The 21050-nt window shown below is 67.6% G+C and carries 25 protein-coding genes; 7 read left to right on the top strand and 18 right to left on the bottom strand.

What is annotated here, in order from left to right; genetic code table 11:
- Nucleotides 1-3: 3 nt before the first annotated feature.
- The 3 genes from MELE44368_RS05810 to MELE44368_RS05800 are packed head-to-tail and all read right to left on the bottom strand — an operon-like array spanning nucleotide 4 to nucleotide 1620.
- The gene (locus tag MELE44368_RS05810; RefSeq protein WP_128107634.1) at nucleotides 4-375 is read right to left on the bottom strand and encodes a nuclear transport factor 2 family protein; all 372 of its coding nucleotides are present in this window, start codon (nucleotides 373-375) and stop codon (nucleotides 4-6) included.
- A gap of 6 nt (nucleotides 376-381) precedes the next feature.
- Nucleotides 382-801 (bottom strand): lipoprotein LpqH, encoded by a 420-nt coding sequence (locus MELE44368_RS05805; RefSeq protein ID WP_128107633.1) that lies wholly within the window; start codon nucleotides 799-801, stop codon nucleotides 382-384.
- A gap of 42 nt (nucleotides 802-843) precedes the next feature.
- The gene (locus MELE44368_RS05800) at nucleotides 844-1620 is read right to left on the bottom strand and encodes a helix-turn-helix domain-containing protein (protein WP_128107632.1); all 777 of its coding nucleotides are present in this window, start codon (nucleotides 1618-1620) and stop codon (nucleotides 844-846) included.
- A gap of 110 nt (nucleotides 1621-1730) precedes the next feature.
- On the opposite strand from MELE44368_RS05800, the gene MELE44368_RS05795 reads away from it, so the two are divergent.
- Nucleotides 1731-2036, top strand: coding sequence for a hypothetical protein (locus tag MELE44368_RS05795; RefSeq protein WP_128107631.1), 306 nt, complete (start codon nucleotides 1731-1733; stop codon nucleotides 2034-2036).
- Here the strand turns inward: MELE44368_RS05795 and MELE44368_RS05790 are convergent.
- The gene (locus MELE44368_RS05790; RefSeq protein ID WP_128107630.1) at nucleotides 2015-3256 is read right to left on the bottom strand and encodes a cytochrome P450; all 1242 of its coding nucleotides are present in this window, start codon (nucleotides 3254-3256) and stop codon (nucleotides 2015-2017) included. The genes MELE44368_RS05795 and MELE44368_RS05790 overlap by 22 nt on opposite strands.
- A gap of 216 nt (nucleotides 3257-3472) precedes the next feature.
- On the opposite strand from MELE44368_RS05790, the gene MELE44368_RS26560 reads away from it, so the two are divergent.
- On the top strand, nucleotides 3473-4024 hold the full coding sequence (locus tag MELE44368_RS26560; protein WP_206613699.1) for a hypothetical protein: 552 nt from the start codon (nucleotides 3473-3475) through the stop codon (nucleotides 4022-4024).
- A 4-nt stretch (nucleotides 4025-4028) separates the two neighbouring features.
- Here the strand turns inward: MELE44368_RS26560 and MELE44368_RS05775 are convergent, their stop codons facing one another.
- The 7 genes from MELE44368_RS05775 to MELE44368_RS05745 form a co-directional block, all read right to left on the bottom strand.
- Nucleotides 4029-4496 (bottom strand): hypothetical protein, encoded by a 468-nt coding sequence (locus tag MELE44368_RS05775; protein ID WP_128107627.1) that lies wholly within the window; start codon nucleotides 4494-4496, stop codon nucleotides 4029-4031.
- A 2-nt stretch (nucleotides 4497-4498) separates the two neighbouring features.
- Nucleotides 4499-6766, bottom strand: a complete 2268-nt coding sequence (locus tag MELE44368_RS05770; protein ID WP_128107626.1) for a molybdopterin-dependent oxidoreductase — start codon at nucleotides 6764-6766, stop codon at nucleotides 4499-4501.
- On the bottom strand, nucleotides 6763-7353 hold the full coding sequence (locus tag MELE44368_RS05765) for a TetR/AcrR family transcriptional regulator (protein WP_128107625.1): 591 nt from the start codon (nucleotides 7351-7353) through the stop codon (nucleotides 6763-6765). The genes MELE44368_RS05770 and MELE44368_RS05765 overlap by 4 nt, the downstream gene beginning before the upstream one ends.
- Nucleotides 7354-7440: 87 nt before the next feature.
- Nucleotides 7441-7776, bottom strand: coding sequence for a DUF6766 family protein (locus tag MELE44368_RS05760; RefSeq protein WP_064927680.1), 336 nt, complete (start codon nucleotides 7774-7776; stop codon nucleotides 7441-7443).
- A 79-nt stretch (nucleotides 7777-7855) separates the two neighbouring features.
- A complete protein-coding gene (locus tag MELE44368_RS05755; RefSeq protein WP_128107624.1) occupies nucleotides 7856-8989 on the bottom strand; it encodes a nitronate monooxygenase in 1134 nt (377 codons plus the stop codon).
- A gap of 113 nt (nucleotides 8990-9102) precedes the next feature.
- Entirely contained in the window at nucleotides 9103-9867 is a 765-nt protein-coding gene (locus tag MELE44368_RS05750) for an HAD family hydrolase (protein ID WP_128107623.1), read from the bottom strand.
- A gap of 13 nt (nucleotides 9868-9880) precedes the next feature.
- Nucleotides 9881-10981: an NAD(P)H-dependent amine dehydrogenase family protein gene (locus MELE44368_RS05745; protein ID WP_128107622.1), complete on the bottom strand. Its 1101-nt coding sequence runs from the start codon at nucleotides 10979-10981 to the stop codon at nucleotides 9881-9883.
- Between the two features lie 70 nt (nucleotides 10982-11051).
- Between MELE44368_RS05745 and MELE44368_RS05740 the strand changes: the two genes are divergently transcribed.
- Nucleotides 11052-11798 (top strand): glucose 1-dehydrogenase, encoded by a 747-nt coding sequence (locus MELE44368_RS05740; RefSeq protein ID WP_128107621.1) that lies wholly within the window; start codon nucleotides 11052-11054, stop codon nucleotides 11796-11798.
- Nucleotides 11799-11828: 30 nt separating this feature from the next.
- Here MELE44368_RS05740 and MELE44368_RS05735 read toward each other — a convergent pair whose 3' ends face one another.
- Nucleotides 11829-12215 carry a PaaI family thioesterase gene (locus tag MELE44368_RS05735; RefSeq protein WP_046751763.1) on the bottom strand — a complete coding sequence of 129 codons (387 nt, stop codon included), beginning with the start codon at nucleotides 12213-12215 and terminating at the stop codon, nucleotides 11829-11831.
- A gap of 58 nt (nucleotides 12216-12273) precedes the next feature.
- Here MELE44368_RS05735 and MELE44368_RS05730 point away from each other — a divergent pair, with 58 nt between their 5' ends.
- A complete protein-coding gene (locus MELE44368_RS05730; RefSeq protein ID WP_128107620.1) occupies nucleotides 12274-13545 on the top strand; it encodes a competence/damage-inducible protein A in 1272 nt (423 codons plus the stop codon).
- On the opposite strand, the gene MELE44368_RS05725 is transcribed toward MELE44368_RS05730, so the two are convergent.
- A complete protein-coding gene (locus MELE44368_RS05725; protein ID WP_128107619.1) occupies nucleotides 13542-14039 on the bottom strand; it encodes a macro domain-containing protein in 498 nt (165 codons plus the stop codon). The genes MELE44368_RS05730 and MELE44368_RS05725 overlap by 4 nt on opposite strands.
- 42 nt (nucleotides 14040-14081) lie before the next feature.
- Between MELE44368_RS05725 and MELE44368_RS05720 the strand changes: the two genes are divergently transcribed.
- Complete coding sequence (locus MELE44368_RS05720) at nucleotides 14082-14306, top strand: hypothetical protein (protein ID WP_046751766.1); 225 nt, start codon at nucleotides 14082-14084, stop codon at nucleotides 14304-14306.
- Here MELE44368_RS05720 and MELE44368_RS05715 read toward each other — a convergent pair.
- The 3 genes from MELE44368_RS05715 to MELE44368_RS05705 form a co-directional block, all read right to left on the bottom strand.
- Nucleotides 14296-15216 carry an alpha/beta fold hydrolase gene (locus tag MELE44368_RS05715; protein WP_128107618.1) on the bottom strand — a complete coding sequence of 307 codons (921 nt, stop codon included), beginning with the start codon at nucleotides 15214-15216 and terminating at the stop codon, nucleotides 14296-14298. The genes MELE44368_RS05720 and MELE44368_RS05715 overlap by 11 nt on opposite strands.
- Nucleotides 15217-15253: 37 nt before the next feature.
- The gene (locus tag MELE44368_RS05710; RefSeq protein WP_128107617.1) at nucleotides 15254-16102 is read right to left on the bottom strand and encodes a hypothetical protein; all 849 of its coding nucleotides are present in this window, start codon (nucleotides 16100-16102) and stop codon (nucleotides 15254-15256) included.
- A gap of 72 nt (nucleotides 16103-16174) precedes the next feature.
- Nucleotides 16175-16414 (bottom strand): hypothetical protein, encoded by a 240-nt coding sequence (locus tag MELE44368_RS05705; RefSeq protein WP_128107616.1) that lies wholly within the window; start codon nucleotides 16412-16414, stop codon nucleotides 16175-16177.
- Between the two features lie 118 nt (nucleotides 16415-16532).
- On the opposite strand from MELE44368_RS05705, the gene MELE44368_RS05700 reads away from it, so the two are divergent.
- Nucleotides 16533-18164 carry a fatty acid--CoA ligase gene (locus MELE44368_RS05700; RefSeq protein ID WP_128107615.1) on the top strand — a complete coding sequence of 544 codons (1632 nt, stop codon included), beginning with the start codon at nucleotides 16533-16535 and terminating at the stop codon, nucleotides 18162-18164.
- A gap of 7 nt (nucleotides 18165-18171) precedes the next feature.
- Here MELE44368_RS05700 and MELE44368_RS05695 read toward each other — a convergent pair whose 3' ends face one another.
- Nucleotides 18172-19032 carry an oxygenase MpaB family protein gene (locus MELE44368_RS05695; protein ID WP_128107614.1) on the bottom strand — a complete coding sequence of 287 codons (861 nt, stop codon included), beginning with the start codon at nucleotides 19030-19032 and terminating at the stop codon, nucleotides 18172-18174.
- A 360-nt stretch (nucleotides 19033-19392) separates the two neighbouring features.
- Between MELE44368_RS05695 and MELE44368_RS27405 the strand changes: the two genes are divergently transcribed.
- Nucleotides 19393-19671 carry a hypothetical protein gene (locus MELE44368_RS27405; protein WP_306439136.1) on the top strand — a complete coding sequence of 93 codons (279 nt, stop codon included), beginning with the start codon at nucleotides 19393-19395 and terminating at the stop codon, nucleotides 19669-19671.
- Here the strand turns inward: MELE44368_RS27405 and MELE44368_RS05685 are convergent.
- Nucleotides 19668-20954, bottom strand: coding sequence for an HNH endonuclease (locus tag MELE44368_RS05685; RefSeq protein WP_128107612.1), 1287 nt, complete (start codon nucleotides 20952-20954; stop codon nucleotides 19668-19670). The genes MELE44368_RS27405 and MELE44368_RS05685 overlap by 4 nt on opposite strands.
- Nucleotides 20955-21050 lie beyond the last annotated feature (96 nt).

Below are 21050 nucleotides of genomic sequence, written 5' to 3'. Positions count from 1 at the left end.
TTGCTAGGACTCGGCCAGCCGAACCTTCATCGCCTCGGCCAACGCCAACATCGCCGACATCGGCCGCACCATGACGGTGAACTCCGTGATCACGCCGTCGTCGTCGCGCTGTATGAAGTCGCACCCTTCCAGGCGCTTGTCGCCGACGCGCGCCTCGAACATCAGCGCGTGATGTCGGGCGTCGGCCGCGCCGATCTCACGGACGTAGCGGAAGTCCTGGAAAACCTCGATGACGGCGGCCAGGATGCGTCGCATCGCATCCCGGCCCTCATACGGCGTGAAGACGACCGGGCTCTTGAACACCACGTTCTCGTGGAGAAGGGCGACGGCGCCGTCCAGATCGCCGGCTTCGATCGCGTTGCGAAACGGATGCATCGGCGCTCAGCAGTTGGCTTCGATGTGGAACGTCGCGGTCACCGCGTTGCTCGGGTTGTCGGTGAAGGCGCCGTCGGCCGATCCGTCGATGATGAACGTCCCGCCCTCACCGGTCACCTCGGCCTCGCCGATGTTTCCGTTCCAGAAGGTGCCGGTGAAGCCGCCGAGATCATGGAACTCGACCGACTGGACGCTGACGTCGTCGCCGGTGTCGATGCCGGCGGTGAACCCCTTGTCCTGGTCGGAGGTTTCTATGGTCCACGCCCAGCCTGACTGCGAGCAGGTGATGGGATGGGGTCCGCCGGTGCTCTCGCCGTTGATCGTCACCTTCGCGGTGGTGCTGCCGAGTGCGGGGGGCTGCGCCGCACACCCAGCCGTACCGGCGATGAGCGCGACTGCGGCCGTCACAACTAGTCGGTTGTCCATGTGGCCAGACTCTATTGCCGTCGCCGGCCATTCACGTGCGTTTCACCGCAGAGCGGCGGCCGTGTCCTCGTCGGCGGGCAGGAAGGCCTCGATGGAAAGCTCGGCGGCGGTGACGTCGAGCGCGGTGCCGAACGTCGTGACCATGCTGAGGAACGTCAGCAGCCTGCCGTCCGGCGTGTAGAGCTCGAGTGGGACGGCGACACCGCCGAGGTCGGGGGTCTCATCGAAACCTCCTGGGTAGGCCTCGATCTCGGTCAGCAGCGCGGACAACTCGGTCGAGCCGCCGGCGGCCGCCTCGCGTCGCAACCGAGCGATCAGATGGTGCCGCCACTGGCCGAGGTTTCGGATCCGCGGCGCCAAGCCTTCTGGGTGCAATGCGATGCGCAGCGCGTTCGGCTGCGCGAGCAGGTGCTCGGCGACACCTTCCAACAGCACGCCTGCGCCGGCATTGGCCTGCACGATCTGCCAACCCCGGTCCACGACCACGCACGGAAATGGGTTGTAGGCGTCCAGAACTCGGGTGACGCCCTCGCGGACGGCCACCATGTCCGGATCGTCGAGCGAGCGTTCGCCGTACACCGGCGCCAGACCGGCGGCCAGCAACAGCTGGTTCTGTTCACGCAACGGCACGTCGAGCACCCGGGCCAGTCGCAGCACCATCGCCCGGCTCGGCGCCGACCGCCCCGTCTCGATGAAGCTGACGTGGCGGGCCGAGACGTCGGCCTCGATCGCCAAGTCGAGTTGCGAAAGGCGTCGGCGTTGCCGCCAGTCGCGCATGAGGGTGCCGAAGGCCGGCGCCGGTGCGTCAACTGTGCTCATTTGTTCAGTGTCACCCACCACGACGGCCGGGACCACTACCTGTCAGGTAATTGCGCCGCCTACCCATGGGGGAGCACGGTGGTGGCGTCAGGCCGAGGACAGGAGTGACGATGGGGACCAAACCTCCCGCCGACACGGCGATTCCGCGGTGGCTGCGCTTCGTGCTGATCTCCGATCGCACCGGTTCGGCGGCCTACATCGGCGCCGGCTTCTTTTTCGCGCCGGTGCTCGCGGTGCTCTCGCCGTGGCCGGCGGTCACCGCGGTGCTGTGGGCCGTCATCGGGGTGTTCGGGTTGTGGCTGGGCCTACTGGGCATCGCCATGGCGACCGGTCTGGCAATGGTCTTGCGTGCGAACGCCGAGATCCCGGAGGAGTACTGGCGTTCGATCATCGACTATCGGCCCGCGCCGGAGTAGTCGACCTGCCAGTGTTTGATCCCGTTGAGCCAGCCCGACCGCAGCCGCTCGGGCTTGGTGAGCGGGGCGAGGTCCGATATGTGGTCGGCGATGGCGTTGAACATCAAGTCGATTGTCATGCGTGCCAAGTTGGCTCCGATGCAGTAGTGCGCGCCGGTGCCGCCGAATCCCACGTGCGGGTTGGGATCTCGCAGGATGTTGAACGTGAACGGGTCGTCGAAGACGTCCTCGTCGAAGTTGGCCGACCGGTAGAACATCACGACCCGTTGACCCTTCTTGATCGGCACGCCGGACAACTCGGTGTCCTCCAGCGCGGTGCGCTGAAACGAGGTGACCGGGGTGGCCCACCGGACGATCTCGTCGGCGGCGGTCGCAGGGCGTTCCTTCCTGAACAACTCCCACTGGTCGGGGTAGTCGGTGAACGCCATCATGCCCTGCGTGATGGAGTTGCGTGTCGTCTCGTTGCCGGCCACGGCCAGCAGGATGACGAAGAACCCGAGCTCGTCGTCGGAGAGTTTGTGTCCTTCGACGTCGGCTTGGACGAGCTTGGTGACGAGGTCTTCGCCGGGCTTGTCGGCGCGTTCGGCGGCCAGCTTCATGCCGTACATGATCAGTTCGGCCGAGGCGGTGATTGCGTCGTTGTCGGCGAACTCCGGATCCTGATCGCCCACCATCTGGTTGGACCAGTGGAACAGCTTCATCCGCTCCTCTTGCGGGACCCCCATCAGCCCGGCGATGGCCTGCAGCGGCAGCTCACAGGACACCTGCTCGACGAAGTCCCCGGACCCTTGCTCGGCGGCCGCCTTGGCGATCGCCTGTGCGCGCTGGCCGAGTTCGTCGCGTAACCGCTCGATGGCCCTGGGGGTGAAGGCACGCGAGATGATCTTGCGCAGGTGGGTGTGGTGCGGTGCGTCCATGTTGAGCAGGACGTATTTGCCGCGTTCGATCTGCTCGCCGGCCGTGCCGTCGCGGTACCGGGGCAGCGCGGTCTTGGCCAGGCTCGAGAAGACGTCGCTGCGCAGCGACACCTCCTTGACGTCCCTGTGCTTGGTGACCACCCAGAAGCCGCCGTCGTCGAAGCCGCCGGCACCCGTCGGCTGCTCGTTCCACCAGATCGGTGCGACCCTGCGCAGTTCGGCGAGTTCCTCGACCGGCAATCGTTCGGCGTAGATGTCGGGATCGGTGAAGTCGAAGCCGGGCGGGAGATTCGGAGTCGGCATGGATGCATTCCTCCCATGACGGGATCTAGTACGCCTACCGCATTGCTACACCACAGTTGAGCCCGTTGAAGCGTGTTGGGTGATTTCGGAAGTGAAACGTGTTCTGACGCGCTCGCGAATTGACCTCTTGGTCACTGGCGACACAGGTGTAACAATTTCATCGGTCCGGCATATTCACCCAGTGACGTCGCCTGTGAGATCCGGAAGGGGGCACGCGTGAGGTTCGACATCGATGCCAAGGCGCTCGCGGTCGCCACCGGAGGTCTCGGCCTGATCACCGCACTGACGCTCGGAGCACCGTCGGCTCTGGCCAGCCCGGTCACGCCCACGCCCCCCGCACCACCCCCGCCGGCGCCCGTTGCCGCGCAGACAATTCCCGCTCCGCCCGCACAGCCCGTGGCGGCTGCGCCTGCGCCGGCACCGGCCGCGCCACCGGCCGCGGAAGAGGTTTCCACCCAGGCGGCGGCGCCGGTGGAAGGTACACCGCATCTGTCGAGTCCCGAGAACCTGCCGCCCGGCACCACCTTGACGCCGGTGAACCGGCAGGGCAGCGGGCTAACCTACCTTCGCGAGCTGTGGCAGGCGGTGCGGACCCAGGAGGTCAGCGGCGAGGACGCCCTGCTGCTGCTGACGCAGCGGCCGCTCAGTTCCAATGCCACCCCGCCACCGGGCATGTCGGCCAACCCGACGCCACCGCAGCCGGTGACCGCACCGGCTCCGACCGACGTGCCGCCGGCAGCCGCACCCGCACCGGCACCGGCACCGTGACCGGCTAGTTGTCGGCCGGCTGTGTGCGACGCACGGTGTCCTCGAGTAGGGACTTCACCGTTTTCACATGCGTCGGTTTCACGGCCGCCCACAGCATCCGGACGATCGGGTTGCCGAATCGCACGAACGTCGCGAACAACAGATCGCGCTCGGTGCGGCGCAGCAACAGCTCACCGGGCATTCCGACCCACGAGTTCCGGCCCAGCAGCACGTAATCGGGTGCGCTGTCGTGGATCTGCCAGCCGAGCAGCGAGGGTTCGGCGGCGTCCTTGAGCCCCAGCGACTTCCAGCCCGAAAGCAGCCGCGCCCGTACGACCGTCGGTGCATCTTCGAGAATCACCCGCATCCACTGTTCGGCCGAGCGCGCCTGTGGCGATGCGACATCGACGACAAACGCGTCCGCGTAGTCGATCCGCGACAGTTTGCTCACCGTCCTGATGTCGGCGACCGGTGTGGTCTGGCGGACGCCCATGGTCAGTGCACCGGGACCGGTTCGATGCGCGCCGGCACATGCTTGTGCCAGGGCGTCGCGGAGTACGCGTCCCGCCACCGGGTCGAGGTCAGCGCGTTGGGCGCGACGCCGGCGACATGGGTTCCGCCGTCCTCGGTTTCGAAGTCGAGGCCGTACCCGTTGGGCAGTGACGTGTGGCCGGGGAGCATGGCCTCGCTGATCTCCACGGTCGCTTCGGCGATGCCTGCGGCGGTGGTGATGCGGGCGCGGCCGCCGTTGCTCAACCCGAGCGCCTCGGCATCCTCGACGCTGACCCGTAGCGCACCGTCGCGATCGCGTTTGCGCCAGGAGGGATCGCGAAGGATGTCGTTGGCCGTGTAGGCACGGCGCTCGCCCACAGACAACACGATCGGGAACTCCGGGCTGGTCAACGTGGGCGCGGACGCGGCGAGGGCGCGGATCTCGTCGAGCATCTGGGGCATGTGCAGGGCGATCTTGCGGTCGGGGTGCGAGATCAGCTCGAAGTCCTCCGCGTACTCGTGCACCGTGAACGTCAGCCCCGACGGGCTGGCCAGGATCGCGTCGAACAGCGCGTTGCCGTCGGCGTACCCGGCGCGCCGGACCGCCTCGGGGTAGGCGAGCGCCGCTTTCAGCGCCAGCCCCCACAGCGCGGCTGCACTCGAAAGCCCTTCGGGCAGTGTCGGTCCGAGCGTCTCGTACAGCACGTACGGCAACACCTTGCCCAGCATCGGCGAGGAGCCCACCGCGTGCAGGAACGCCTCGGCGAACTCGGCGCGGCCCTGTTTCGCCGCCGCGCGCAACGGCGCCAGCTCCGCCTCGTCGACGACGCCGAGTCCGCGCACCAGCCGTGCCCAGATCTCGGCTTCGGGCAAGGTGCCCGGCAGCGGGTCCATCAGCGGGTGCCGTAGGTGAAAAGTGTTGTGCGGGAACTCCAGGTTGAAGAACGTCGCCTCGGCCTTCTCGAACTGACTGGCCGCGGGCAACACGTAATGGGCCAACCGGGCGGTTTCGGTCATCGCGACGTCGATGACCACCAGCAGGTCCAACGACCGGAAGGCCTCGCGACACGCCGCGGAATTGGCCAGCGAATGCGCCGGGTTGCTGCTCTCGACGATCATCGCCCGGAATCGGTCCGGGTGGTCGGTCAGGATCTCTTCGGGCACCACATTTCCCGGCACCAGGCCACCGATGATCGGTGCGCCGGTCACCGGGGTCCGGCCGATCTCGGGCGCATGGCGCAGCAATGGGCCGAACGACGAATGCAGGTGCTGCCCGCCGCGTTTGGCGAAGTTTCCGGTCAGTATCCACAGCAGCTTGTCCAAGTAGGAACACAACGTGCTGTTGGGCGCCTGCTGAACTCCGAGATCCTCAAACACCGCGACGCTGTCGGCCGTGCCGATCCGCCGCGCCGCCACCCGGATCAGTTCCTCGTCGACGCCGCAGCGCTGGGCGTAGTCGGCAACCGGGATGTCGCGCAGCACGTCGCGCACCGGTTCGACGCCGGTGACGTGCTCGGCCAGAAACGCTTCGTCGCAGAGGTTTTCCTGAACCAGCACGCCCACAAGGGCGGCCAGGCACCAGGCGTCGGTTCCCGGCCGCACGCGCAGATGGAAGTCGGCCATCTTGGCGGTGTCGGTGACAACCGGATCGATGACGATCATCGAGCGCAGCGGGTCCTTCGCGATGTCGTTGAGCACCACCCGCGCCCGCGGGAAACTCTGCGACATCCACGGGTTCTTCCCAACGAACACCGACACCTCGGCATGCTCGAACTCGCCTCGCGTGTGGCCGCCGTAGAGATGGGCGTCGACCCAGGCCTCGCCGGTCTTCTCCTGCGCCAGGGCGTTGGACCGGTACCGCGCGCCCAGCGCCTTGAGGAACGCCCCGCTGTAGGCGCCGCCGAGGTGGTTGCCCTGACCGCCGCCGCCGTAGTAGAAGATCTTGTCGCCGCCGAAACGCTCAGCGATGTCCTTGAAGCCGGCGGCGATCTCGGAAATCGCGGTGTCCCAGTCGATCTCCTCGTATTCGCCGTCGGGCCGTCGCCGCAGTGGCGAGGTCAGCCGACCGCGGTTGTTCTGGTAGTGGTCCAGCCGTAACGCCTTGTTGCACGTGTAGCCCTGAGAGGCCGGATGCGCTTTGTCGCCACGGATCTTGGTCAACCTTCGGTCGTCGAGTTGCACCACGATGCCGCAGTTGCATTCGCACAGGATGCAGGCCGTCGGCTGCCATTGCTCACGGGGGGTTGCGGCGGAGGCGACATCAGCGGTCATCGTTGCGACTTCCTTTCCGGCGCCGACGCCTGCAACAGCGCCCGCAGTTGGCCGTGCACGAGATCGAGCGGTTTCACGTCGCGGGAGGCGCGGGCCACCACGATCGCCCCCTCGATCGCGGTGGTGATCAGCATGGCGAGTTCGTCAGCGCGTTCCCTGGACAGCCCGTCCGCGACCAGTTGCGCCGCGATGAGTTCGGTCCACCGACCGAAAGCCGCGCCGGCGCGCTCGAGCACCGGTGCGGCCTGTTCCTGTTTGGCGGAATCGCCGGCCTCGACACTGACGGCGACGACGGGACATCCGGCCCGGTAGTCGGTGTCGATGAGTTGCTTGCGAAAGCCCGTGACGAGCCCGTCGAGGATCTCGACTCCACTGCGGCCCTTCGCGATTCGGGCAGCGACGCGCTCGCTGGCGTAATCGATTGCCTCACATAGCAGTTGGGTGCGGCCGCCGGGGAAGTAGTGGTACGCGGAGCCGCGTGGGGCGCCGCTGTGTTCGAGGACGTCGGCGATGGCGGTCGGGTGCGCTCCGCGTTCGCGGATCAGCAGCGCCGCGGAGACAACCATCCGCTCTCGGGGGCTGGGCATGTCCGAACCCTTCCGTCCGTGACTATGTATGTCACCTTACATAATCGCGGGGCGACGCACCAGACCCCGGCGACAGTCGCTTTTCGATCAGGCCGGCGGGGGAGTCGGCAGGCCCAGCCGGTCCTTGACCTCGTCGATCTTGGCCTCGATGCGTTCGAGGTCTTCAGCGTCGACCTTGAAAAGCCAGTGCTTGGCGCCCAGCAGCAGGATCGCCTGGAAGATCAGTTGCAGCCACTCGCTCTGCCAGTTCTCGAACGTGGCGGCAAAGAACGTGTGCAGGTACTCGCCCCATTGGAACGGCTGACCGTGCTGTTGCTGCGTGGCGGTGAACTCCGCGAGCTGGGTGAAGAACTGCCCCAGCCACGATCCGATGAACAGCAGCAACAGCACATAGACCGCGCCCCATCGCCGAAAGTGCTTCATGCGAGGGGGAGTACCCGGGGCCGCGAATCAGACGCCCGCGGCGGGGTCTCGAATCAGACGCACGCGGCGGGGCCGCGAGTTAAACGGAAGCCGCCTCGTTGATCTCGTTGAGCCGGTTGGTGGCCTCGAGGTACTCCTGTACCCAACGCTCGATCACCGCGGCGGACTTCTCCACCTTGGTGAACTGGCCGACCACCTGGCCGATCGGGTTGAACGCGACGTCGACGCTTTCGTTGGGGTACTTGTGAGTGGCGGCCACCGCCATGCCCGACACCATGTACTGCAGCGGCATCCCCAGCGGCTTCGGGTTGTCCGGATGCTCCCACGCCTCGGTCCACTCGTTGCGCAGCATCCGCGCCGGCTTGCCGGTGAACGACCGGCTGCGCACGGTGTCCTTGCTGGTGGCCTTGGCGTAGGCGGCATGCTGGACGGGCGTGTGTTCGGACTCTTCGACCATCACCCACTGCGAGCCGGTCCACGCGCCTTGCGCGCCCAAGGCCAGCGCGGCGGCGATCTGCTGCCCGCTGCCGATTCCGCCTGCCGCGAGCACCGGGCGCGGCGCGACCTCCTTGACCACCTGCGGCCAGAGCACGATCGAGCCGATCTCGCCGCAGTGGCCGCCGGCCTCACCGCCTTGGGCGATGATGATGTCCACCCCGGCGTCGGCGTGCTTGCGCGCCTGCGACGGCGAGCCACACAGCGCGGCGACCTTGCGGCCGGTCTCGTGGATGTGCTTGATCATGTCGGCGGGCGGTGTACCGAGCGCGTTCGCGATCAGCGTGCACTTCGGGTGCTGCAGCGCCACCTCGACCTGTGGGGTGGCCGTCGCCTCGGTCCAGCCGAGCAACTGCAGCGCGTCGTCGTCGCTGTGCTCGACCGGCACGCCGTGGTCGGCCAGGATCTTCTTGGCGAAGTCGATGTGCTCCTGGGGGACGAGGTCGTTCAGCGTCTTCTTGAGCACCTCGGGGGACAGGTCGGTGGCGTCCATGCCCTCGTACTTGTTCGGGATGACGATGTCCACGCCGTAGGGATGATCGCCGATGTTCTCGTCGATCCATTTCAACTCGATCTCGAGCTGCTCCGGGGTGAAGCCGACGGCGCCGAGCACGCCGAACCCGCCGGCCTTGCTCACGGCGACGACGACGTCGCGGCAGTGGGTGAAGGCGAAAATCGGGAACTCGATGTTGAGTTCGTCGCAGATGGGGGTGTGCATGCCGGCTCCTCGATAGGGCGCTTCACGAATTGAAACGTGTTCTAGTTTAGCGTAGGCGCTGCGTCAACCACTCGGGCCGGGGTGTCGCACTCCGGAGGCACTACGGGCATCAGTCAGTCGTAGCCGACGAGACGGCGCAGCGACCGGCGTCGGCGCGGCGACCCGGCGACGCGCAACACGGGCCAGCCGTGTTCGGCGGCCATCGCGGCCAGCCGCGGGCGCGGGTTGACCGGCCTGGGGTTGCCGACCTGAACCATCAGCGCGGCGTCCTCGTCGCCGTCGGCGTAGAAGTAGCTGCGCTGCAGGTCGATGTCGTTGGACTCGCAGAAGCCGTGCACCGCAGTGAATTTCCGTCGCCCCCAGATCACCGGCTTGGCAATCCGGCCGGTCAGCAGACCGGCGTCGTCAAGCTCGAACCGGTTGCACAGCACATGGTCGATCCCGAGGAAGCGGGCAACGGGCTCGGCGTGAATGGTCAGCGCCGAACTGCTCAGCACGACGGTGTGGCCGCGCTGCTGATGCGCCTGCACGATCTCGTGCATGTAGGGGAAGACGCGCGCGGCCACGCGTTCGACGAACAGCCGCTCGCCGAGGATGTCGAGTTCGGCCAGCGACTCCCCACGAAGATAGCCGGCCGCCCTGGTGAGCAGTCGCTCGAACTGCATGCGGCCGAACCGATATCGCAGCGACGCCTCGACGACGCCGAGCACCTCGCCGATGCGCGCCTGTCTGCGCCTGATGCGGTCGGCGGCGTGCGCGGTGGCGGTGAACCCGTCGACGAGCGTGCCGTCCAGATCGAAGAACGCACCGATCTGCGGGCCGGACGGGCTGGCGGCGATCTCGGCGATCGGGTCGGGTGCCACCGATTGGGCGCTCATATCGCGCTCCAGACTACTTAAGTCGCAGCAGGCCTTTACCCGTCACAAGGGGCATGTCCAGTGTGGTCCGGATGCCCGGTGGGGCCGCGAGAACATCGGGGATGGCGTTGACGATGCGCCCGGCCGCGGCGAGGATCGCCGCGTAGTTGTGGTCACCGTTGCGGCTGGTCGGGCAGATGTCCATCGCGTAGGACGGCTCACCGACGATCTCGACGCGGTAGGAGCCGCCTGGCTGCGCGGGCTGCGCCCAGTCCGGGCGCAGGTCCGGCCGCAACCGGGTGACGTGTTCGACGACGATCACCGGTTTGCCCTCGACCATCCCCTCGATCTGGAAGCGCAGCGCGGCCACGGTGCCCTTCTTGATGGTGCCCACCGCCACGTCGAAATCCTCGGGGGCCGGTTCCTGTTCGACCGAATCCTTGATCTCGTCGACCTCGACGCCCAGGCCGGCGGCCAGCTGCCGGATCGCGGTGCCCCAGGCGATGCTGAGCACACCCGGCTGAAACAGCAGCGGAAAGTCGCCGATCTGGTTGCCGAAGCCCATCACCTCGAACATCACCGTCGCCCCGTCGTAGCTGGCGTAGTCGGCGATCTCCATGGTGCGGATCTGCTCGATGCGCTGGCACGTGCCCGCCAGCGCGAACGGCAGCAGATCGGTGGCGAAACCGGGGTCGACGCCGGTGATGAACACGCTGGAATCACCTTGGCGCGCAGCGTCCTCGATGCGTTCGATGTATTTGTCGGGAATCACCTGCCAGGGATACTGCAGCACCCCGGGTGCGGAACCGACCACGTCGATGCCCGCGGCCAGGATCTTGCGCATGTCGGCCATCGCCTGGGGCAGCCGCGTGTCGCCCATCGCGCAGTACACGATGCAGTCCGGTTTCGCGGCGATGATCGCGTCGAGGTCGTTGATCGCGGTGACGCCGGTGGTGACGTCCAGCCCGGCGAGCTCGCCGGCATCCTTGCCGACCTTGGCGTCCGAGGACACCCACACGCCGGTCAGATCGAAGCGGCCGTCCTCGACGAGTTGCCGCAGCGCGAGGCTGCCGCAGTTACCGGTACCGATGAGGGCGACGCGGATCGCCTCCGTCCGAGTCGGCACTTCGGTCATGGCTGCTTCCCTTCGCCCGAACTGGAACAGGTTCTACTTGTAGCACGTGTGCCCTGTAGCCTGACCCCTCATGGGACGCGTGGACGGAAAAGTTGCACTCATCAGCGGTGGCGCACGGGGCATGGGCGCCGCGCACGCCCGGATGCTGGTGGCCGAGGGCGCCAAGGTGGTCATCGGTGACATCCTCGACAACGAGGGCAAGGCGCTGGCCGACGAACTCGGCAGCGCCGCGCGCTATGTGCACCTCGACGTCACCGACTACGACCAGTGGCAGGCCGCGGTAGCGACCGCGACCCAGAACTTCGGGACCCTCAACGTGCTGGTCAACAACGCCGGCATCGTGGCGCTGGGGCCGCTGAAGACGCTCGACGTGAAGAAGTGGCAGAACGTCCTCGACGTCAACCTGACCGGCACGATGCTCGGCATCAAGGCCGTCATCGACCCGATGACCACCGCGGGCGGCGGTTCGATCATCAACGTCTCCTCCATCGAAGGCCTGCGCGGCGCCGCCTGGGTGCACAGCTACGTCGCCTCCAAGTGGGCGGTGCGCGGCCTGACCAAGTCGGCGGCACTCGAGTTGGCGCAGAACAAGATTCGCGTGAACTCGATCCACCCGGGCTTCATCCGGACCCCGATGACCAAGCACCTGCCCGACGACATGGTGCAGGCGCCGCTGGGTCGGCCCGGCACCGTCGACGAGGTGGCGACGTTCGTGTTGTTCCTCGCCAGCGACGAGTCCTCGTTCGCCACCGGAGCGGAATTCGTGATGGACGGCGGCCTGGTCGCCGACGTGCCGCACAAGCAACTACCTGGATAACCCCTCAGTACGCCGCGTCGAAGTTGCGGCTCAGTCCACCGCGGCGAAGTTGACCGTGGCGGTGGCACCGATCTCGTCGTCGTTGCCGCGGTAGACGTCGACCTGAACCACGACCGAGCGCTTACCGGTGCGCAGGATGCGTGCGACCGCGCGCGCCGGGCCGACCTTGATGGGCCGTAGATAGCGGATGAACAGGTCCGTGGTGGCGATCCGCAACCCGAACGGGGTGGCCCTCGACGCGAGCTGGCCGGCGGTGACGTCGGCCATCGTGGCGATCAAACCACCCTGCAATCCGCCCGCGGTGTTGACCGTGCGCTCGTCGACGGGCATCTCCATGACCACGGTGTCGTCGGATGACGGAACCTCGGTCAGCCCGAGTTGATCGAACAGTTCGCGTAGCGACCTCGGCGCCGTCATGGGTAACGACATTACCGGGCGGCGCGCTCGGTCTCGGGTGTGCGTAGTCTCGTAGCTCGTGAGCGCACGCGCGGGCATCGTCGTCACCGGCACCGAGGTCCTCACGGGCCGCATCCAGGATCGCAACGGGCCCTGGATCGCCGAGCGCCTCCTCGAGCTCGGCGTCGAACTCGCGCACATCACGATCTGCGGTGACCGCCCCGGCGACATCGAGGCCCAACTGCGGTTCCTGGCCGCCGAGGGCGTGGACCTGATCGTGACGACCGGTGGTCTCGGTCCGACCGCCGACGACATGACCGTCGCGACCGTCGCCCGCTTCTGTGGCCGCGAACTCGTGCTGGACAGTCGCGTCGAGGACATGATCGCCGACATCGTGGCGGGCCTGATGGTGCGTTTTCCCAACGTCGACCCCGAGGCGATCCGCGCCGCCAACCGCAAACAGGCCCTGATCCCCGAGGGCGCGCACGTACTGGACCCGGTCGGCACGGCGCCCGGTGTGGTGGTGCCCGGCAAGCCGACGGTCGTGGTGCTGCCCGGCCCGCCGCGCGAACTGCAGCCGATGTGGAAGGTGGCCGTGCAGACCCCCGCCGTACAGGAGGCGATCGCGCACCGCACCGCCTACCGGCAGGAGACGGTCCGCATGTTCGGGCTACCGGAGTCCGGCCTCGCCGACACCCTGCGCGACGCCGAACACCGGGTGACCGGGTTCGACCGCCTCGAGATCACCACGTGTCTGCGCCGCGGCGAGATCGAGATCGTGACGCGCTACGAACCCGACGACGCGGGCGCGTACGCGGATCTGATGACGCTGCTGCGCGAACGCCACGGGAACGACATCTTCTCCGAAGACGGCTCCACCGTCGACGAGCAGGTGGCCCGGCTGTTGACCGGACGCTGGATCGCCACCGCGGAATCGTGCACCGCCGGCCTGCTGGCCGCCCGTCTGACGGAGCGGCCGGGATCGTCGGCCTACGTCGCCGGGGGAGTGGTGTCGTACTCCAACCAGGCCAAGTCGGAGCTGCTGGGCGTCGACCCCGGGCTCATCGAAACACACGGCGCGGTGTCAGAGCCGGTGGCCGAAGCCATGGCCGCCGGCGCGATGCGACGCTTCGGCGCGGACACCGCGATCGCGATCACCGGCATCGCGGGCCCGGGCGGCGGCACCCCCGAAAAGCCGGTGGGGACAGTGTGTTTCAGCCTGATGCTGGCCGACGGCCGCACCGTGACGCGCACCCTGCAGCTGCCGGGCAACCGCGCCGACGTCCGCGAACGGTCGACCACGGTCGCGATGCATCTGTTGCGCCGTGCGCTGGCCGGCGACGGGGCCTAACCGCGTTCCACCTCAGCTTTGAACGCCCGTTCCGCGGCATCGCCGTGCACGGCGAACACCACCCGCTGCAGGCTCTGCGGCTCATGGTTGCGGGCGACCCCGACCATCAGGCGCGCGGCCTCCTCGAGCGGGAAGCCGCCGACGCCGGTCCCGAACGCCACCAAAGCCAGGGAGCGGCAACCGAGTTCGTCGGCTTTGGCCAACGCGGATCCGGTGGCCCGCTCGATGATTTCCGCCGATGTGGGCCCACCGAGTTCCATCGTCGCCGCGTGGATGACGTAACGCGCGGGCATGTCACCCGCGGTGGTCTCGATCGCCTCGCCGAGCCCGATCGGCGCCTTCTCCCGGGACTCCCGCTGCAGTTCAGCGCCACCGGCGCGGGCGATGGCGGCGGCCACCCCGCCGGCGTGCCGGAGGTGGGTGTTGGCCGCGTTGGTGATCGCGTCCACGTCGAGTTGGGTCACGTCGGCCTGAAGCACCTCGAGTTCCATCATGGGGGTATCGTCTCTCGCCGGGCGACACAGGAGGAATACCTAATGACGGCAATCGTCGAACGAGGGCAACTATCCGAGTTCGCCACCGAGGCCGGCTGGCACCGCAGGGACTCGGACCGGGTGGACTACTACACGCGCAGCCCGGTGCGCATCCACGTCATCTGGCAGGGTGACGACGCGATCAGCGGCGGTGCGCTGTACCACGACGACATTCTGATGGCCTACTCGCGGGATCTCGACACCGTCGTGGGCTGGCTCAAGCGCTGATCCGAGACTCGTCCCAGACCTTCGTCATGGTCCGCAGGATCTCCTCGGCACGGCCCAGCCCGGCGAGGTGGCTTTCACCCGACATCGGATAGAGCTCGGCGTCGGGCAGGTTGGCGACCACGTGCTGCCCATGGGCATACGGCACGATGTGGTCGGCGTCGCCGTGCCACCAGCGCACCGGCACCGTGATGTCGCCCAACCGGAACCCCCAGTCGCGCGCGAACCCGACGATGTCGGCGAACGGAGCGGCCATCTGCTTGCGGCTGCCGTGGAGGATGTCGTCGAGGAACATCGCCTTGACCTCCGGACGCGCCAATAGCCGCCGGTCGGCCTCCGGCGACACCCGGCCGTACAGGTCGGCGACCGGCGAGGCGACCGGACGGATCACCCTGATCAGCGCGCTGGCCGCCACCCCGATCGGCACGCCGGCGACCTGAAGTAACGGCGCCACCCGCGATCCGACGTTCCCCATCAACCCACCGCCGACGGCGTCGGGCCCCACCGTCGGCGCCACCCCGCCGATGACGCCGGCGGCGACGACCCGGTCGGGCAGCGCCGCGGCCGCACCCAGTGTGTAGGGGCCGCCGCCGGACAAGCCGATCACGAGCATCTTCTCGATACCGAGGGTGTCGGCGATGACGCGCAGATCGTCGGCGAACGCCAGCACGCACTCGTACTGGTGCGGGGTCGACGAACCGATGCCGGGCCGGTCGACGCCGATCAGCCGGATCGCCGAGCGCTCGGCGTAGACGCGGGCCTCCATCGGTATCTGACGGCGGGCGCCGGGGGTGCCGTGCAACCAGAACACGGGCCGTCCCCGCGGGTCGCCGAACTCGGCGAAACCGATGCGACGGTCAGCGCCGACGGCGATGCTGCCCTCGAGCTTGGGTCGGGCGATTGCGACAGCCATACCCAAATTGTCTCACGCGCTCGACGACGGTCTGGAACTACACCGGCCGGAACAGGTAGGACGCCACCGTGGTCAGCCGGTCGTCCGTTCCTTCGTCGTGCATGTGCACGCGTACGGCGACCATGCCGTCGGTGCCGGACATGGGATCGGTTTCCAGCCGGAACGGGCCGGCCTTTCCGCGGGCCAGGAACATGACGTGGGTCGAGACGCCCTGGAGCCGGTCGGTGCCTGCGAACGTGGCGGCGGCGTCGACCGCGGCGGTCTCGAGCATGACGAACTGCGGTCCGATGTGCAGGGCCGCATCCGGCGAGGCGACCTCGACGGCGAGCTCCGGCAGCGCCCAGTGGCCGTCGTCCCGGCGGAACCCGCCGAACACCTGCCACAGCGGCGGCAGGTCGGGGGAGTCGACCACCTCGAGCGGGTTGGCCTCCATCCGCTCCAGACCCTCGGGCGGGGTGCCGATGCTGACGCCCTGGCCTTCGATGAGCGCGAGCACCCGGTCCGGACGGTCGGCGTCGACGATCGTCGCGCGGCTGTATCCCAGCTGACGGCCACGCCTGAGTTCCTCGGAGATGACCTCGAAGCGCGCGACGTCGTGCCCGGGGTCGAGAATCTGGCAGGAGTGGATGACCGGGTTGGGCACCGCCTCCAGGTCGGACATGTGGCCGCTTTCCGGAGCCGAGATCCCCAACACCGCGAACAGCAATCCACCCGTGGGGTTTCGCATGTCGCGGCGCACCGTGACGGTGTTGTCCTCTGGGCCGAGATCCATCGTCGCGTAGTGGCGGCCGATGTAGCGGTAGCTCAGCAACCCGCCCCAACGGCGGCGAAGCTCGGCGGCGTACTCCTCCGGCGAATCGGTCAGCTCACGGATGTCTCGTAGCATGCGCGCTCCCATCGATGTTTACACGATGAGCTAATCATGTAAGCCGCGACGCATCGACCGCCGGTGGCGCGACTACCAGAAGTGTCTCGGCGACCTGCCCATCTGGTACCCGGCGGGAAACGACATCTCGATCACCCGCAGTTGATCGTTGGCCTTGGATTCCAGTTCCAGGACCACGCAGCCTTCACCGAGAACCTTGGATTCCAACACCTTGTAATGCTGACCGCCACCGTTGACATCGGTAATGGGGTCCCCTGAGCGCAGTGCCTCGACCGGTATCAGATCGGGGGAGTTTCCAGGGTGTGCTTCCACGCTGAAAACGGTAGGGGAAACGGTCGCGGTCATGCGCCTTTTTCCGTTTCCCGCCAAACCACTGCGGCATCGACCATCATGGCGCTCATCGCGCTGGCACCTGTCTTGGGAGTGGTTCATGGACAGTACGATGCAAGACTTCCCGTTGACGGTGACGGGGATTCTCCGCCACGGCACCGAGTTCAACTCGAACCGCAAAGTCATCACGGCCACGCCTGAGGGCTACCGCGAGATCAGCTACGGCGAGCTCGGGACGCGGGTGGCCCAGCTCGCCCACGGGTTGCGGGAACTCGGCGTGACGCCGGGCCAGCGGGTGGCCACGTTCATGTGGAACAACCAGGAACACCTCGAGGCGTACTTCGCCGCCCCGTGTATGGGCGCGGTGCTGCACACCCTCAACATTCGCCTGATGGCCGACCAGCTCACGTTCATCGCCAACCAGGCCGAGGACTCGGTGGTGCTGGTGGACATGTCGCTGGCGCCGTTGCTCGCCCCCATGCTGCCGGCCATGACGTCGGTGCGCACCGTGGTGGCGGTGGGCGCAGGCGATCTCGGGCCGTTGGCGGAATCAGGCCGCACCGTGGTCCGCTACGACGACCTGATCGACGGCAGGCCGGTCGACTACGACTGGCCTGATCTCGACGAGAAGAGCGCGGCCGCAATGTGTTACACCAGCGGCACCACCGGAAATCCGAAAGGTGTGGTGTACAGCCATCGCTCGAGCTATCTGCACTCCATGGCGGTGTGCATGGCCAACGCGGTCGGTCTGGCCGACGGCGACCGGGTGCTGCCGGTCGTGCCGATGTTTCACGCCAACGCGTGGGGGCAGCCGTATGCGGCCGTCATGGCGGGCGCGGACTTGGTGCTGCCCGACCGGCATCTGCAGGCCGCTCCGCTGGTCGACATGATCGAACGCCACCGCCCGACGCTCGCGGCCGCGGTGCCGACCATTTGGAACGACGTGCTGCAGTACCTGCACGCCAACCCCGGCCGCGACATCTCGTCGTTGAGGCTTGTCGTCTGCGGGGGCTCGGCGGTTCCGCTCGGGATGATGAAGGAATACGAGGAACACCACGGGGTGGTGATTCGTCAGGGTTGGGGCATGACCGAGACGTCGCCGTTGGCGGCGGTGGCGGTGCCGCCGCCGGAGGTCACCGGAAACGACCATTGGACGTTGCGTGCCTCAGCGGGGCGGGTGATGTGCGGGGTGGAGACCCGCTTGGTCGACGACGACGGCAACGTGCTGCCCAACGACGGAAAGGCCGTGGGCGAGATCGAGATTCGCGGACCGTGGATCACCGCTTCGTACTACCGCGATGCCGATCCGGAGAAGTTCGACGACGGCTGGCTGCGCACCGGCGACGTCGGCCGCATCGACCCGCAGGGTTTCATCACCCTCACCGACCGCGCCAAGGACGTCATCAAGTCCGGTGGGGAGTGGATCTCCTCGGTCGAGCTGGAACTGCGCCTCGCCGACCATCCGGCCGTGCGCGAGGCCGCGGTGGTGGCGGTGCCCGATGAACGGTGGCAGGAGCGGCCGTTGGCGGCGGTCGTCGTCCAGGAAGGCGCCTCGGTCACACCGCAGGAACTGCGAAAGCATCTGTGCGACAAGGTAGCCCACTTCTGGCTTCCCGAGTGGTGGACGTTCATCGACGAAGTGCCCAAGACCAGCGTCGGCAAATTCGACAAGAAGCGCATCCGGTCGCAGCACGCCGAAGGTGGTTACGACGTCATCGAGTGCCGGGACTGACAGACGCTCAACGGGTGGCCGTGAGCGCCCAGCGGATACCACCGACGAGGACGCGCCCGGCCGCCCGTATCACAGTCGCCTCGATCGGCGGAAAGTAGGGCAGCAGCGAAGGCTTTCGGACCCAGGCGGGCAGCATCGACACAGCCGTCGCCGCGAGTACGCCGTAGGGTGCGCGTGCGACGAGCGGCAGCGGGGGAGTCAGCAGCAGGAACCGGGCGGCGTCGCGGGCCGCTGCGGTGCCGCGGAGCTCGGGCCGATACTCTTCGATCCGTTGGGCCAGTTGGCGTTCGGTGCGGGGCGGATCGGGCACGCCGAGAGCGACGGCGACGCGCGCGGTGTCGGCGACGTAGGCGTCTCGACCGCGTTGGTCGAGCGGCGCCTCGCCGTAAAGTCGATGGGCCAGCAGGAAGCTGTCGGTCTCGGCGATGTGCACCCATTCCAGAAGGTGCGGATCGACGGCGTTATACGGCCGTCCGTCGGGCGCGACGCCGCGCACCCGTTGATGGATGCCGCGCACCCGGTCCACGGCTCGCTGAGCGTCGGCAGCGGGTCCGAAGGTGGTGACAGCGAGGAACGTGCTGGTCCGCTGCAGCCGACCCCACGGGTCGGCCCGATAGTCGGAGTGGTCGGCGACGCCGGCCATCGCCAGTGGATGCAACGACTGCAGCAGCAGTGCCCGCAACCCGCCGACGAACATCGACGCGTCCGCGTGGACGCGTCGGATCGGGCGGTCCTCGGCGAACCAGCGCGGGCCAGGGGTGTCGTGGATTCGCGCCCGGTTGGCGGGGCCTTCGGGCCCGGCAACCATGCCGAACAGACTGCGTCCCAGGTTCTTGCGCACGGCGTCCAGATCCGGTAACACCGTCATGCTCTCAACAGTACGTACCGGCATGCCCGTTCGTCGATTGGACGCGAAGCGGTGCAGCGCGCCTACCGGGTGGTTTACCGTAGCGACGAGCGTGGACTCGCGCGCAACACTGTCGGCGTAAAGAGACGGAGTGGAAGCATGGGCCAGATCAATCGGGTTGTGACCATGGCGGCAGCAGTCGTTGTCGCAGCGCCGCTGGCGCCTGCGTTGACGAATGGCGCCGGCACAGCAACGGCTTCAGACTCCACGTTCATGCCGTTCTCCCAGCTACTGCGTCGGTGTGATTTCAGCGAGACGGACTACAACGGCCCGACGGGCAACGCCAGGCCCACTGCCGATATCCGGTCGGACGGTTCTCAGGTGAGCGCTGACGTCCAGTTGGTGCTGGCCATCCCGAACATCCCTTACGAGGTACGGCTGATTCAGGCGCCACGGCCGTCGTCGGCGCCGTGCTGGGGCGGCGATCCCGGTGTCGCGCAGGCGACGTTGCACACCGACGGCGCGGGCGCTGGAACGGTGACGCTCTCGGATGCGATCGAGCCGGGCACCACGGGGGTGTGGCTGTTCGTCAGCCGTCCTGATGCCTTCTCGCAGAACCCCGCAGAGTTCTACACCACCGATCTGATCGCAAAGATCTAGGCGGCGTGCAGGTTGGCGAGTTCGATGCTGATGTGCATCTCGACTTCGCTGACGGTGATCGGCGCCGGTCCCGGTGGCGGTGGCGCGGTCGAGTTGTAAGTCGCCCCGGTGGGGGCGATAAACTCGGCCTGATGCACCCCATCGACCTCCGAGCAATTGACCTGCCAGCCAGGGGCTTCCTTGGCGTAATTGCAGCGCTCACACGCGCCCAGCCCGTTGACCCGGCTGGTGGGCCCGCCGCGATGATGCGGCACGGCGTGATCGCGATGACGAATCGGGGCATCACAGTAGGGCGTGCGACAGCGCTGATCCCGCAGCCCGATGAACAACGCCAACGCCTTGGGAAAGCGCCGCGCACGCGACTCCATGGCCACCAGCGCCCCCGACTTAGGGTGCCGATACAGCCGGCGCAACGTGGCCACCGCCTTCTTGTCGGCCACCGCGGCGGCCACCACCTTGCGCGCCACCGTCGCCGGGATCGGCCCATACCCGTCCACCACCGCCGGGTGCTCGTCCTCACCCAACAGCGTCTGATCGCTGATCACCAGATTGACCGCGACCGACTCGGGCTGCTCGGCCGGACATCCAGTCACCCGCTCCACCAGCGTGTCGGCCATCACCTGGCCGCGCGAACGCTCGTCGAAGGTGGTGTCGGCGGAGCGCTTCAGCGCCGCATACACCCCCACCCCCTGCGCCACGGGCAACAACGCCGTCACATAGGTCATGGTGTCCGGGGCGGGGCGGATACTGACGTTGCGGTCTTTTTCGGCTTTGGCCGCCCGATCCACCACCGCCTGTGGATCCAGCCGATAAGCGATCTTTTTCGCCTCGGCCTCCACCCGCTTGTCACCCATACCGTCCAGGCCCGCGATATCGGCGCACATCTCGGCATCCAACGTGCGCCGATCCGGCACCGACAGGCAGGCTGACTCGCGCACGATCAACGTGGCGCGCCACTCCGAGAGCGCCCCACACTCCAAGGCCGCCAACGTATGCGGCATCTCGAACACCAGCGCCTTGGCAAAACCCAGATGCCGGCTGCCGCACGACGGAGCATCCCGCCGAGCCAAGGCGACCTCACTGGCCAACCCGCGGCCCCGTTTCGCCGCGGGCAACCCCGCGGCGGCCTCGCTCGCGCGTCGCTTGGCATCCAACAACGCCGCCGCCCGCGCCTGACCCGCCGCCGCCGCAGACTTCACCCGCTCCAGCACCGCAATCCGCTCGACTAGCACCGCCTCATCGGCCTCCACATCCACCGAGGTCAACGCCGTGATATCGAGCATGACCCGACCCTAAACAAGGGGTCCGACATTGATAATGGAAGAGCGTTACCGCGCAGGTCGTGACTCTGGGTCCGACTGACGCCCTGCTGGGTTGTC

The organism is Mycolicibacterium elephantis DSM 44368, from assembly GCF_004014805.1.
GTDB classification, from domain to species: Bacteria; Actinomycetota; Actinomycetes; order Mycobacteriales; family Mycobacteriaceae; genus Mycobacterium; species Mycobacterium elephantis.
This window is presented reverse-complemented; position numbering and strand designations above follow the sequence as displayed.

What these genes read in the sequence shown, in the direction of transcription:
- MELE44368_RS05810 (WP_128107634.1), bottom strand. Translation starts at nt 375, where the DNA reads ATGCATCCGTTTCGCAACGCGATCGAAGCCGGCGATCTGGACGGCGCC.
- MELE44368_RS05805 (WP_128107633.1), bottom strand. Translation starts at nt 801, where the DNA reads ATGGACAACCGACTAGTTGTGACGGCCGCAGTCGCGCTCATCGCCGGT.
- MELE44368_RS05800 (WP_128107632.1), bottom strand. Translation starts at nt 1,620, where the DNA reads ATGAGCACAGTTGACGCACCGGCGCCGGCCTTCGGCACCCTCATGCGC.
- MELE44368_RS05795 (WP_128107631.1), top strand. Translation starts at nt 1,731, where the DNA reads ATGGGGACCAAACCTCCCGCCGACACGGCGATTCCGCGGTGGCTGCGC.
- MELE44368_RS05790 (WP_128107630.1), bottom strand. Translation starts at nt 3,256, where the DNA reads ATGCCGACTCCGAATCTCCCGCCCGGCTTCGACTTCACCGATCCCGAC.
- MELE44368_RS05775 (WP_128107627.1), bottom strand. Translation starts at nt 4,496, where the DNA reads ATGGGCGTCCGCCAGACCACACCGGTCGCCGACATCAGGACGGTGAGC.
- MELE44368_RS05770 (WP_128107626.1), bottom strand. Translation starts at nt 6,766, where the DNA reads ATGACCGCTGATGTCGCCTCCGCCGCAACCCCCCGTGAGCAATGGCAG.
- MELE44368_RS05765 (WP_128107625.1), bottom strand. Translation starts at nt 7,353, where the DNA reads ATGCCCAGCCCCCGAGAGCGGATGGTTGTCTCCGCGGCGCTGCTGATC.
- MELE44368_RS05760 (WP_064927680.1), bottom strand. Translation starts at nt 7,776, where the DNA reads ATGAAGCACTTTCGGCGATGGGGCGCGGTCTATGTGCTGTTGCTGCTG.
- MELE44368_RS05755 (WP_128107624.1), bottom strand. Translation starts at nt 8,989, where the DNA reads ATGCACACCCCCATCTGCGACGAACTCAACATCGAGTTCCCGATTTTC.
- MELE44368_RS05750 (WP_128107623.1), bottom strand. Translation starts at nt 9,867, where the DNA reads ATGAGCGCCCAATCGGTGGCACCCGACCCGATCGCCGAGATCGCCGCC.
- MELE44368_RS05745 (WP_128107622.1), bottom strand. Translation starts at nt 10,981, where the DNA reads ATGACCGAAGTGCCGACTCGGACGGAGGCGATCCGCGTCGCCCTCATC.
- MELE44368_RS05740 (WP_128107621.1), top strand. Translation starts at nt 11,052, where the DNA reads ATGGGACGCGTGGACGGAAAAGTTGCACTCATCAGCGGTGGCGCACGG.
- MELE44368_RS05735 (WP_046751763.1), bottom strand. Translation starts at nt 12,215, where the DNA reads ATGACGGCGCCGAGGTCGCTACGCGAACTGTTCGATCAACTCGGGCTG.
- MELE44368_RS05725 (WP_128107619.1), bottom strand. Translation starts at nt 14,039, where the DNA reads ATGATGGAACTCGAGGTGCTTCAGGCCGACGTGACCCAACTCGACGTG.
- MELE44368_RS05720 (WP_046751766.1), top strand. Translation starts at nt 14,082, where the DNA reads ATGACGGCAATCGTCGAACGAGGGCAACTATCCGAGTTCGCCACCGAG.
- MELE44368_RS05715 (WP_128107618.1), bottom strand. Translation starts at nt 15,216, where the DNA reads ATGGCTGTCGCAATCGCCCGACCCAAGCTCGAGGGCAGCATCGCCGTC.
- MELE44368_RS05710 (WP_128107617.1), bottom strand. Translation starts at nt 16,102, where the DNA reads ATGCTACGAGACATCCGTGAGCTGACCGATTCGCCGGAGGAGTACGCC.
- MELE44368_RS05700 (WP_128107615.1), top strand. Translation starts at nt 16,533, where the DNA reads ATGGACAGTACGATGCAAGACTTCCCGTTGACGGTGACGGGGATTCTC.
- MELE44368_RS05695 (WP_128107614.1), bottom strand. Translation starts at nt 19,032, where the DNA reads ATGACGGTGTTACCGGATCTGGACGCCGTGCGCAAGAACCTGGGACGC.
- MELE44368_RS05685 (WP_128107612.1), bottom strand. Translation starts at nt 20,954, where the DNA reads ATGCTCGATATCACGGCGTTGACCTCGGTGGATGTGGAGGCCGATGAG.